This is a genomic window from Planctobacterium sp. R6 (genome assembly GCF_055755215.1).
This window is the reverse complement of sequence record NZ_JBVTQY010000024.1, coordinates 60,266-72,812: the sequence shown is the minus strand read 5'-3', so window position 1 is coordinate 72,812 and position 12,547 is coordinate 60,266. Positions and strand designations below refer to the sequence as shown.

Sequence of the window (12,547 nt, the reverse complement as noted above, 5' to 3'; positions counted from 1 at the left end):
AGCTTGTACCATTGCTATTTCCGTCATTACTGAAATTAGCAAGACTGATTAATCCGGTGGCCATAATTCTTAGTTATCCTTATTTAATAGCACTTTCACATACAGGCTGCCTTAATGGTAAACATGTGAATGGCAGACCTTGAATGAACTCTAATTCATTTAAGTCATAGCAGTCCAAAAAGTCAACAAAAGAATAATAGCATCCACATACAGGCAAGTAACGTATTCATTTTTTGATACCTATTTAATATCACACACGATCCATAGTCACAGATAGAGAAGATGACATCTACACAACAGACCTAGGCCAACTGCATTTATACGTGATAAGCGCCACTGTATTGTGTTAAGTAGATTTCGCATACAATTTGGCTATAATAATTCCCAAGTGACGTATAGATGCATCAAGGCTAGCCAATAGCGCCTGCAATCAACAGGGAAGACGTAAGGGTTTAATAATGGATTCATCGAGCAATTTCGAATTTCTCAAGCAACACCATGAATGGTTGTTCAAATTGGCGGAAAGTGCCGAACGCAATTTCTCACCTGATCCCAATACTTCACTAATAAAAATTCGTCAGCTAGGTGAGGGTATTGCTCAAACCATTGCTTCCAGGGTCGGTGTTAAGGCCGGGAGCAATGTTAAACAAATCGATTTGCTAAGAGACCTAGACTACAACCTCCGCCTCGATGACAACGTCAGAGATGCATTCCACACTATCAGAAAACTCGGCAATACAGCTACACACGAATTTGACAGTTCAAGCCACAGGGATGCGTTAAAAGCGCTAATGGTTGGCCATGCTTTATCAATTTGGTTTCACATCACATTTGGAGGTGAAGCGGCGAAAGGCTTTAAAGTCAAAAAGTTCGTCAAACCAAGCGACCCCTCTGAGTACGTTAGACAACTTGAAGAACAGGTAGCTCGTTTAAATGCAGAATCCCAGCGTACAGATGAAAGAATTAAAGTCGCTGAAGAGCTTAGAAGAGCGGAGGAAGAAAAGGCTAAAGCAGAGAGGGAACGCGCTGAGAGGATGGCAAAAGATCGTGCCATTTGGGAACAAATTGCCGAGGAACATGAAGAAAAATTAGCAGAATACAGAGCAAAAATGGACGCTGCTAACGTCATGTATTTACAGAGCTTCCAGGCAAAGCCGAAAGAAGAACAAGCAGCCGAACTCAAACGAATTGAGAAATCAGCTTTTGAAATGGATGAAGCTGAAACACGAGTTGTTATTGACCAGCAACTGGTAGATGCTGGTTGGGAGGCTGATACCGAAAATTTACGTTACTCAATAGGCGCTCGTCCTGAATCAAACAAAAACAAGGCTATTGCAGAATGGCCGACATCATCAGGTCCGGCTGATTATGTATTGTTTATAGGAATGACACTTGTTGGTACCATCGAAGCAAAAAAGAATGCAAAAAATGTATACAGCGCAATCGACCAGGCAAAACGCTATGCAAGTGGCATCATTAACCTTCCTGATGGAGTCGAGGTTACACAGTATAATGAATTTAACTGCCCTCTAACCTTTGCGACAAACGGACGCGCTTACTTAAAACAACTTGAACAAGAAAGTGGCATCTGGTTTCTTGATGTCAGAGACAATACAAACCGACGAAAAGCGCTCAAAGGCTGGTATTCACCTCAGGAAATCAAGTCCTATCTGCGTCAAACCCCACAGCAGGCAAACGCTGAATTAGACGAAATGGGGTTTGACTATGAACTAAAACTCCGCGACTACCAAAAGAAAGCCATTCTTAGTGTGGAACAGGCAATAAAGGATGGAAAAGACAGGGCTATGGTTGCTATGGCAACCGGTACGGGAAAAACCAAAACCTGCATAGCGCTGGTTTACCGTTTGCTAAAAGCTGAACGATTCAGACGTATTTTGTTTCTCGTTGACAGAAGTGCGCTTGGCGTTCAGGCAACTGTCGATTTTGGTGAGGTCAGGATGGAAAACCTCAATACATTTGCTGACACTTTCGAGGTGCTGGGCATAGAGCCTGAAAAAGCACCAAAACCTAATCCAGACGAGGATACCAAAGTACATGTTGCTACTGTACAAGGGTTGGTAAAACGCATCATGTATCCATCTGATGATGGAGCTAAACCGGGTGTTGGGCAGTATGACTGTATTGTGGTTGATGAATGTCACCGGGGATACCTGTTAGACAGAGAGCTCAGCGAAACAGAAGTTAAATTCCGCGATCAGAAAGATTATATGTCGAAGTACAGAGCTGTCATTGAATACTTCGACGCATTTAAAGTGGGCCTTACAGCCACTCCAGCTCTGCACACAAAAGACATCTTCGGTGATCCCGTATTTACCTACAGCTATACCGAGGCGGTTATTGACGGTCACTTAGTCGACCACCTACCACCTACACGCATCCATACCAAGCTCAATACAGAAGGCATAAAATACGCCGTCAACGAGGAAGTTCAGGTATACGATCCTCAAACACAGAATATTGATTTAGTGAACACGCCTGATGAACTCAACTTCGATGTAGCACAGTTTAACAGGAAAGTGATAGCGCCCGAGTTTACCAAGGAAGTGTGTAAATGGTTAATCGAGAGCGACTCCTTAAACCCTTACTCACAAGAAAAGTCGCTAATATTTTGTGTAACCGATAAACATGCAGATGATGTGGTTGAGGCGTTAAAAGAAGCCTGTGAAAACTATCACGGTGAAGTTGAAGACGACGCAATACAAAAAATCACCGGAGCATCAGACAAGCCGCTAGAGAAAATTCGCCTCTACAAAAATGACCGGTTACCCAACATTGCCGTCACTGTAGATCTGCTCACCACCGGGGTAGACGTTCCATCAATTTGCAACTTAGTGTTTTTACGCAGAGTAAACAGCCGCATCCTGTTTGAACAAATGTTAGGTAGAGCCACAAGACGGTGTGATGAGATAGGAAAAGAGCGATTCAGAATATTCGACGCTGTTGATATATATAAGCAACTGGAAAAAGTGAACACTATGAAGCCAGTTGTAACTAAGGTAGACATTACTTTTAGTGAGCTTGAGGCTGAAATTAAAGATGGACCGGACCCGAGGTTGCAGCAATTGGCCAAAGATCAGTTCCTCGCCAAGCTACAAAGCAAAAAAAACTATTTGTCAGAAATGCAGAGCATAGATTTTGAACGAATTGTGGGCAAACCTCCCAAGGAGTTTGCTCAGGAACTCAAAGAAATGAAGCTTACTGATGTCGCTAACTGGTTTTTAAATCATCCCGGCTTGGGTGAGTTACTTGATATGAAAATATCAAGCTCAGGGGGCGGCACGAAAGTGGTCATTTCCGAGCATGCCGACCAAATCACCGGAACCTCAACCGGATATGGTAGCGGACAAAAACCTGAAGATTACCTTTCAGCATTCAATAAATTTATAAATGCAAACAGCAACCGTTTATTGGCTATACAAACAGTGATACAAAGACCATGGGAACTGTCACGGGACAGTTTGAAGCAGTTAGCAGTAGAGTTGGAGCGGAACGAATTCCGTGAAGAAGACCTAAAAATGGCCTGGAAAGAAGTCAAAAACGAAGATATCGCAGCTCGTATTATTGGTTTTATTCGGCAGGCGGCAATTGGCGAGGCGCTTGTACCCTATGATAAACGTGTCGATAATGCATTAGCCAAAGTTCTGGCAAGCCAGCCGTGGAAAACCCCTCAAAGAGAATGGTTGGAAACCATAGCAAGTCAAATGAAAGCCAATATCATTGTTGATGAAAGTAACCTAAACGAAGGTATATTCAAACAGCGATTAGGCGGTATCAAACGGGCATCCAAATTATTTGAGCAACCCATTACTGATATACTTGGCAAATTCAACAAAGCCATTTGGTCAGGAGATGACCAACAAAAATCAGCCTGATTAGATACAATCAACTGTTAGAAATAATTTAGATGGTTTGGAGCGCAGCACAAACCCCAATAATACAGTCAAGGAACATCAATGAGCACTCAAGACTTAATCAATAAGCTCTGGAACTTATGTAATCTGTTAAGAGATGACGGGGTCACTTACCACGAATACCTGAACGAACTAACCTATCTAATCTTCCTTAAGATGGTGGAAGAAACAGGCCAGGATGAACTAATACCAGAAGGTTATCGCTGGACAGATATTGAAAACTTTAATGCCGCAACCCGACTGGAAGAATACAAAAAGCTACTCATTCATTTAGGCTCCCATGGCTCTCTTATTACTAAGGCCATATTTGCAGATGCATCCACCTGTATTCGCAAACCAGCCACTCTCAATAAACTCGTCACTGAAATTGATAATATGGACTGGTACTCGGCTAAGCAGGAAGGCTTAGGCGACATGTATGAAGGTCTGTTGGAAATCAACGCTAGTGAGAAAAAATCCGGGGCGGGCCAATATTTCACACCGAGAGTTTTGATTGAAGTCATGGTTGAGTTGATGAAACCCAACCTCGATGATGTGATTGTAGATCCAACGGCTGGAACAGGTGGCTTTCTGATTGCCGCCCATCATGAAATTGAGAAGAACAATGATGTCCGAGCTTTAGACGAAGCCGCCTACAACAAATATCAACATGGCACATTTTTTGGGATGGAATTGGTACCAGACACACGCCGTTTGGCCATGATGAACCTGATGCTCCATGATCTAGCGGTTGATGACAACAACGCAGGTGTTTTATACGGCGATACTTTGTCAAACGAAGGCAAGGTACTGCCAAAAGCAACCCTCATTCTGGCTAACCCGCCGTTTGGCACCAAGCAAGGCGGAGGTGTGCCGACTCGTGACGATTTGGTTCATTACACATCTAATAAACAGCTCGCGTTTTTGCATACCATGTATCACGCCATGCTCAAGCCCGGAGGCAGAGCCGCTGTAGTATTGCCTGACAACGTGTTATTCGAAGGCTCCACAGGTCGCAAAATCCGCAACGACTTGATGGAAAAATGTAACCTGCACACTATTTTAAGACTCCCTACAGGCATTTTTTACGCCGCTGGCGTAAAGACCAATGTCCTGTTTTTTGACAAGCCCCAAGACATCACTAAAGACAGAGGCAATACGCAAAAAGTATGGGTGTATGACCTAAGAGCGAACATGCCGCAATTCGGCAAGCGCACAGTATTAACGAAAGCTCACTTCGACGAATTCTACGAGGCCGTAGGAGGCGATTTAACAAAGGTTGACGAAGCCAAAAGACAAGCCTTTATTGATAATCACAAAAACCGCAGCGATGTGGGTGATGTAAATACCTGTCGTCTGCGTTGTTTTACCCGCGATGAAATTAAAGCTAAAGACGATTCACTGGACTTAGCCTGGATACGCGATGACAGTCTTGAAGATGCAGCCAACTTACCGGAGCCTGATGTACTAATTAATGAAGCTATTGAAGAACTGGCGGGTGCCATTAACGATTTGCAATCGATTTTAGTTGAGCTGGATGCAGCGGAAGAAACTGACGGGGTTGTTGCATGAGCAAATTGCCTCAAGGTTGGGATTCTATTCAGTTAAAAGATTTATTGTCATTTGTTTTAGGTGGCGATTGGGGGAAAGACCCAGAATATAATGATGAAGACTTTAAAACAGTTTTTTGTATAAGGGGTACAGAATTTAGGCACTGGTCAAAAGAAAAAGGTATGACGAGTGTTGCACGTAAAGTTAAAAGTTCAAGTGCTGAAAAAAGAGAGTTGAAGCTGGGTGATATTTTGATTGAGATTTCCGGTGGCGGCCCAGATCAACCTGTAGGTAGAACCGTTTTAATAGATGATATTGCATTACGACATAATCCTGACTATCCGAAAGTATGCACTAACTTTATCCGGTTAGCGCGTCCAAAAGACTCTATAGATTCTAGATATTTGAACTACTACCTTCAGAATTTTTATATTTCAGGCGAAGTTATTAACTATCAAGGTGGAAGTAATAACCTCAGAAACCTAAAGTTCAAAGAATACGAAACTATTCAGATACCAGTAGCTCCTTTTGAAGACCAAAAGCGCATCGCAGATAAACTGGATTCAGTATTAGCCAAAGTCGAAGCCGCACAAGCGCGCCTCGACAAAATCCCAACCATCCTAAAACGCTTCCGCCAATCCGTCCTCGCCGCAGCTACTTCCGGCGAACTCACCAAAGACTGGCGCGAAGATAAGGGGGAAGACGACTGGCCAATCGTGTCCCTTAAAGAAGTTGGGGCTGCGTTTAATTACGGTTCATCGTCAAAGTCAAAAAAAGAAGGCAGAGTACCCGTTCTTAGAATGGGGAACCTGCAGGAGGGTAAGCTTGACTGGACTGAGCTAGTGTACACCTCCGATGAAAATGAGATTGAGAAATATAAACTAAGACCCGGAGATGTTTTGTTCAATCGTACCAATAGCCCTGAGCTTGTAGGTAAAACATCAATTTATAGGGGCGAGAGAGAAGCCATCTATGCAGGCTACTTAATTAAAGTGCAAGGAAGTGAAAGGTTAAATACGGAGTATTTAAACATTCAGTTAAATAGTCCTCATGCTCGTGACTATTGCTGGAATGTCAAAACGGATGGAGTGAGTCAATCCAATATAAACGCACAGAAACTAAAAGCGTATAAATTTAAGCTCCCTTCAGTTCCTGAACAGGTCGAAATTGTCAGGCGAGTCATAGAGTTATTTGCACACTCCGATTCAATAGAGAAACAATTCAAAGAGGCAAAGAAAAGATTAGATAAGCTTTCCCAATCTATTCTTGCTAGGGCATTTAGAGGCGATTTATTCTTACCTTTAGGCGAGTCAACTGCATCTAATACTAAAAAAGGAAACTTTAGTCCCACTGCAGAAGATACCAAATCAATTAAATTAGATGTTGATTATGATGCTAATGAAAATAACCTTGTAGAGGTTTATTCCAATAAGGTTAGCCAAGCTCCAAAATCAAAAGGAGGTCAAATAAATCTTGAGTTTTTAGGAAAAAGTGAAGTTTTAAAACTACTAAAAACTGGAAAGCTAGGTTTTTCTGCACAGGAAATATTTGAATCTTTTAACTCTAATGATTTCGAAGCTATTGACAAAATATTTGATGAACTCAAGAGGTTAATAGAGTTAGGTATAGTGCAGCAAATTGGTGAAGGAGCTGACAGTAAATTTAAGACCAAGAAAAGATGAAAATCGATTTCCTAAAAATTAACGACGGATTCAAAAATCTCAGCGATCTTGAGGTTGATTTTGATGATAATCAATTTCTCACCGTTTTTATTGGCCGAAACGGTTCAGGAAAGTCAAACGTTGTTGAGGCATTGGTTCGGATTTTCAGAGCGTTAGATCTGGGTAATGAAAATGCTCCATTCAGCTACGAGTTAAAATACTACCTCGGTGAGCAAAATGAAAAATTGATAAAGGTTAACGCTTCTCCATCTTTCGGCAATACACCACATCAACAGCACAAAATCGAAGTTGCTTACAAAATTAGTAAAGAGAAATACTCCTCTTTCGAAGAGATTGGGTTATCTAGACTCTCTCGAGACAAAAAAGGTCATTCTGATTTCTTACCGAAACATTTGTTTGCTTATTATTCAGGGCCAAGTGATAGGTTAGAGGAGTTATTCACACCTCATAGAACGAAATTCTATAATCAGCTTTTAGATAACGAAGTTAACATCGAAGACGAAGTTCGTCCTTTATTTTACGCGAAACCTTTTCATAGTCAGTTTGTTTTGCTCGCCTTTTTTCTCAATCAAAAACGGAGAGTTGGTCGCGAGTTTTTGGAGAATCAGTTAGGAATTATAGATTTCCACTCAGTTCATTTCGTTTTTCGGCGACCAGAATGGGGGAAGAAGAATAAAACTGATCTTTTTTGGGGGGCTAGAGGAGTAGTTCGTGAATTTTTAGATAGGCTTTTGCCTTTTAGCTTTGGACCTGTCAAATCAACAAGGGAAGAGAGTTCTTCATTGACTGGTAGGGGTCTAGACAACGAGTTCGTTCACATTTTCTTGCCCAATATTCAAAGTTTGAAAAAAGTAGCAAAAGGTCTTGAACCAAAAAACTTCTTCAAGATGCTCGAGAGTACATTGCTGTCTGAATTGATTGGTAAAGTTCAAATTAAAGTAAAACTAAAAAATGGAGAGGTAGTCTGTTTCAGTGAATTAAGTGAAGGAGAACAGCAATTACTTACTGTACTTGGTTTGCTGGACTTCACTGTTGAGGAAGACTCACTCTTTTTGCTAGACGAACCTGACACTCACTTAAATCCTGCATGGGCAGCTAAATACTACAGTTTCCTGGAGAACTTTATTCCAAGTAGCAAGTTTTGCCATATTCTGATGGTGACTCACCACCCTCTAGCCATCGCGGAACTGGATAAACAACAGATAAAAGTGCTGAAGAAAAGTCAAGGTGGTAAGTGTTCAGCCCAAACCCCTGATGAGAGTCCTATTGGAATGGGGGTGAATGGAATATTGACCAGTGATATGTTTGGAATGGCTACGACTTTGGATAGATATACCAGCGAAGTCATAGAAAACAGAAGATTGTTATTAGAAAAAAACACTCTCAACGAAGAAGATGCAAAGAAACTCAGGAAGCTAAATAATTCATTGGAACGTTTAGGGTATGGATTTATTCATCCTGATGAGGACTACCGTCAGTTCTTAATTGCACGAAAGAGGATAATGTCGGAGCTATCTATTAATGACATGAGCTCTGTTGAACAGAGAGTGAAATTGATAGAAAACATTCTTAAAGATCAGGGACTTGTTGATTGATGCGATACATTGATGCCAACCTAATAAACAAGTGTAAGCCAAAAGACTGGGATAAAAAATCAGCAAAGTGGCTAAACGAATTAACGAAAGCTTCTGACAAAGAAGAGAAACTCAAAAAGATTGGAAACAAATGGAAAGAGTTTAAGCCTGGTTTCGTAAAACAGTTTGGCGACAAGTGTTGGTATTCTGAAGTCCAGAGAATTATGACGGATTTCGATGTTGATCATTTCAGGCCTAAAGGAGCTGTTAGAAATTCAGATGGAACTAGACCTCAAAAAATAGTCGGCGGTGTGATTGAACAGCATCCCGGGTATTGGTGGCTAGCTTTTGAAGCACAGAACTACAGGTACTCCTGCATTTTTGCGAACAGGCCAAGAGACAAAGGTGGAAAGCATGATTTTTTTCCCCTCCTAAATGAAGAGTCCCGTGTGTGGTATAAATGTGGAATCAAAGCTCATAAGTCAGAGAAAGTTAAGTTACTTGATCCTTGTTCGAGAAACGACATACAGTTGTTGTCACATGAAAAAATACCCGGGACTATCCAATCCCGATTTAGACAATCAGATAACCCCGAAGCATATTCAAGAGTCAGAGAAAGTTGTAAACGTTACAATTTAAATCACAAGACTATCAAAGGAGCCAGAAGTAAAGTCATCAAAGATGTGAAAGACTGTCTCGATTTTCTTTCAAACATGTGGTTCTTACCGCCGGAATATAAATCTTGCTTTGTTCAACATGCCCAATCAATTGAACAAAAACTCATTTACCTATGTAATCGAAAGTCAGAGTTTTCAGCAGCAGCGATTGCGTTCGTGAGACCTTTTGAAAATGAACCATGGTTAGCAGATATTCGCAGTAGACTAGACTTAAATGATTAACTAAGGACACTTTAAATGACAAGCCGCCCCAAAATGATCATAGATACACTTCGCGCTAACCCTGGCAAAAAGTTTACAGCTAGGGAATTAGCGAAACTGTTTATCGAGAGATACCCAACGGAATTAGCTGATAAACGTGAAAACCCTAGATATGACACCGAAGAGAAGTTTATCGCTCAGCTAGCGGCTGAGATTGGAGGGGAAAGAACCACAAGAGCAAAACAGCAGTGTCCAAACGTCACGACACGAGAAAAGCCAAGACCTCGTTTGTATTACTGGTCAGACACACCAATCGAGGAAGATCCGGTAATAAATTCAGAATCAGATTTAGATAATGCAACATCTATAAGTGCATTTTCGGAACACGACCTTTACCCTATGCTGATTGAATTTTTAAACAAAGATATGGGACTGTTCTGCCTACGCATTGATGAGCGCCGTTCAACAAATTCGCAAGGTAGTGGCGGCAATCACTGGTTGCACCCCGATATAGTTGCTATGGAGCCTCTTGATCAAAGTTGGGATGAAACCGTTCGCACCTGTGTCCGCCACGGTAATGATAAATCAGTCCGATTGTGGTCTTTTGAGGTAAAGAAAGATCTCACGAAGGGAAATGTTCGTAAGTGTTTTTTTCAGGCCGTTTCAAACTCTAGTTGGGCAAACTATGGTTATCTTGTCGCTACCTCTATGACCTCTGATGTTGAGCCTGAGTTACAGATGTTGTCATCGCTCCATGGTATCGGAGTTTTATTATTAGACGTTGAAGACTTATATAATAGTCAGATACTTATACCCGCTAAAGAAAAGGCTGATGTTGACTGGCTATCTGCTAACAGGATCGTCGAAGAAAATATCGATTTTAAAAACTACATCGAGCAAGTTGGCATCTATCACCAAACTGGAAAGCTGATCAAGAGCACCTGGAATCAATAGGCTTTCCAAAAATGAAAGTGTGAGTCAAAACTCTATAATCAAGCAAAAGGCGAGGCCTCGTGACAGACTCATACTTGATCGAACTACAAGATAAAATTAGAGAACTTGACCTTCTTCAACGCGATAAGACCTTCAAAACACCAAATAGACAATCGCGAATATTTCTGGCACTTGCATACCGAGTTAATGAAATATGCTGGAGTAGTGCTCACCTGATCCAACAGGGGCGAATTGCCGTCGGCGTTTCTCTAATGAGGGTTTATTGGGATTATTTTGTCAGAGCCCTATGGTTTCAAAACTGTGCAACTGATGAAGAAACTGAACATTTCATTCAAACCGATAAGATACAGCGTACCAGCAAAAACGGGAATATATACTATGTGGATCATCACACTATGTGCCAAGAAGTCGACCGTATAAAACCTGTTCCATTTGAATTAGAAAGAGTGAAAAAGGCCAGGTATGAGATTTTCAACAGCTTTGCACATGGCGGTACGGATTTGCTTTATCGAACAATGTCCGATGACAATACGATAACGGACCAATTCACTGACGAAGAAATCAAATATTGTGCAGAATTTGCTTTTGTTGTGGCGATGATGATGGCTTTTGCCGTAGCAGACTTTGCCGAACATGAAAAAGAGATGGCCCGAATCGGGGAAATGATACAGAGTTTTCTTCCACCTGAGTAGTAAACGCCTTTTACCCTTTCGTTTGCGATTTCTTGAGGCGCATCTTCGTTTATTTACCAGCCTAAAACGCAAAATGGTGACATGACTCACCAATAAGACCCATAAACCAATGATATACATGCATTTTTATATAAATATACATGTACAGATCCAGAATATCGAGTAAAACTCATTAGCACTCAACAACATTCATAACCCACTGAAAAACCTCGACTTATATCGGGGTTTTGTTTTTTATTGTTTCGTATTTTTTCATTCTGTTTCATCCAACTGGTGAGTATTTTTCACTGCTAGTCTCAAACTACTGGTGAGTACAAGAGGTGAAAAATGCCAAATTTAACAGTGAAACAAGTCAACATACTTGCTAAAGGCGAGCCAGGTAAAACATCCGATGGAAACGGTTCGTCGTTCCCAAGCGTGGATAACCTTATTGGTCACTAAGGTATTCGCTTAACGGAAAGAGGAGGAAAAAATCTATTGGAAAAGCCCTACAGGTATCGCTAGTAGAGGCGCGAGGTTTAACAGAACAAGAGCGTTCCAAGTTTCGAGAAGGATTAGACCCTTTGTCTAAGTTTGCGGATAGCATTCTCAGCATAGACGAGTTATTCAATGATTATTTCCAAAATAAACTATTACGTTTGGTTTACTACCTAATTTTGGGGTGCACGGAGAAGTGTATGAATAACAACCTAAAGCAAGTCGAAAAATCTATGATTGCTATGGATTTTTCCCTGAGCGCATCGACTCTCTGAATCGACTGGCTGAGTTGGTAATGCCACTTATTCAATACAAGCCAATGACATGCCATGTATCAGAGCCAGGCCTGTAGGCATAATGATCCCAGCCAGACCAATATTAACCGTTAACGGTGATTTATATGAGATTAATGGTTTTGCTTAAGTATATTCACCGATAAAGGTGAATATATTTGTGATTTATTAATAACCATCTATAATCACCGATACTAATGAATATTTAAATCGATGTTGGTACGCAACGATGGCGAAGAAAGTGACTTCCTCAAAAATGCCTCAAACACAGTTTATAAATGACGCGCATGTGTTGGGACAACTGATTAAAGCGAAGCGCACGGCGATGGGCATGAAGCTCGCTGATTGTGCTGCGCTGTGTAACGTGGGTATCAATACCTTGTCGCGCATTGAAAATGGCAATGATAACTGCACCCTGGCCGCCGTGTTTGCGGTGCTACGTGGGCTGGGTATCAAGCTTACATCACCATCGCTATCACCTGTTACTCTTGAAAAGCAGGACGACTCAAATGTCAGTGATGACGAGTGGGTATAA

General features: G+C 41.4%; 9 protein-coding genes. All 9 read left to right on the top strand.

Going from position 1 to position 12,547, the window contains the following annotated elements:
- The first annotated feature begins 458 nt into the window (after nucleotides 1–458).
- Nucleotides 459–3,893 (top strand): type I restriction-modification system endonuclease, encoded by a 3,435-nt coding sequence (hsdR, locus tag AC0J20_RS15190; protein WP_473022322.1) that lies wholly within the window; start codon nucleotides 459–461, stop codon nucleotides 3,891–3,893.
- An 81-nt stretch (nucleotides 3,894–3,974) separates the two neighbouring features.
- Complete coding sequence (locus tag AC0J20_RS15185; RefSeq protein ID WP_473022321.1) at nucleotides 3,975–5,483, top strand: class I SAM-dependent DNA methyltransferase; 1,509 nt, start codon at nucleotides 3,975–3,977, stop codon at nucleotides 5,481–5,483.
- Entirely contained in the window at nucleotides 5,480–7,144 is a 1,665-nt protein-coding gene (locus AC0J20_RS15180; protein WP_473022320.1) for a restriction endonuclease subunit S, read from the top strand. Before AC0J20_RS15185 ends, AC0J20_RS15180 begins: the two co-directional genes overlap by 4 nt.
- Nucleotides 7,141–8,739 (top strand): AAA family ATPase, encoded by a 1,599-nt coding sequence (locus AC0J20_RS15175; RefSeq protein ID WP_473022319.1) that lies wholly within the window; start codon nucleotides 7,141–7,143, stop codon nucleotides 8,737–8,739. The genes AC0J20_RS15180 and AC0J20_RS15175 overlap by 4 nt, the downstream gene beginning before the upstream one ends.
- Nucleotides 8,739–9,617 (top strand): hypothetical protein, encoded by an 879-nt coding sequence (locus tag AC0J20_RS15170; RefSeq protein WP_473022318.1) that lies wholly within the window; start codon nucleotides 8,739–8,741, stop codon nucleotides 9,615–9,617. The genes AC0J20_RS15175 and AC0J20_RS15170 overlap by 1 nt, the downstream gene beginning before the upstream one ends.
- Before the next feature lie 15 nt (nucleotides 9,618–9,632).
- Entirely contained in the window at nucleotides 9,633–10,550 is a 918-nt protein-coding gene (locus AC0J20_RS15165; protein ID WP_473022317.1) for a COG2958 family protein, read from the top strand.
- Between the two features lie 59 nt (nucleotides 10,551–10,609).
- Nucleotides 10,610–11,242 carry a DUF6988 family protein gene (locus AC0J20_RS15160; protein WP_473022316.1) on the top strand — a complete coding sequence of 211 codons (633 nt, stop codon included), beginning with the start codon at nucleotides 10,610–10,612 and terminating at the stop codon, nucleotides 11,240–11,242.
- Nucleotides 11,243–11,718: 476 nt separating this feature from the next.
- Nucleotides 11,719–11,994, top strand: coding sequence for a hypothetical protein (locus AC0J20_RS15155; RefSeq protein ID WP_473022327.1), 276 nt, complete (start codon nucleotides 11,719–11,721; stop codon nucleotides 11,992–11,994).
- A 247-nt stretch (nucleotides 11,995–12,241) separates the two neighbouring features.
- Nucleotides 12,242–12,547: a helix-turn-helix domain-containing protein gene (locus AC0J20_RS15150; RefSeq protein WP_473022315.1), complete on the top strand. Its 306-nt coding sequence runs from the start codon at nucleotides 12,242–12,244 to the stop codon at nucleotides 12,545–12,547.

What these genes read in the sequence shown, in the direction of transcription:
- AC0J20_RS15165 (WP_473022317.1), top strand. Translation starts at nt 9,633, where the DNA reads ATGACAAGCCGCCCCAAAATGATCATAGATACACTTCGCGCTAACCCT.
- hsdR (WP_473022322.1), top strand. Translation starts at nt 459, where the DNA reads ATGGATTCATCGAGCAATTTCGAATTTCTCAAGCAACACCATGAATGG.
- AC0J20_RS15150 (WP_473022315.1), top strand. Translation starts at nt 12,242, where the DNA reads ATGGCGAAGAAAGTGACTTCCTCAAAAATGCCTCAAACACAGTTTATA.
- AC0J20_RS15185 (WP_473022321.1), top strand. Translation starts at nt 3,975, where the DNA reads ATGAGCACTCAAGACTTAATCAATAAGCTCTGGAACTTATGTAATCTG.
- AC0J20_RS15180 (WP_473022320.1), top strand. Translation starts at nt 5,480, where the DNA reads ATGAGCAAATTGCCTCAAGGTTGGGATTCTATTCAGTTAAAAGATTTA.
- AC0J20_RS15175 (WP_473022319.1), top strand. Translation starts at nt 7,141, where the DNA reads ATGAAAATCGATTTCCTAAAAATTAACGACGGATTCAAAAATCTCAGC.
- AC0J20_RS15170 (WP_473022318.1), top strand. Translation starts at nt 8,739, where the DNA reads ATGCGATACATTGATGCCAACCTAATAAACAAGTGTAAGCCAAAAGAC.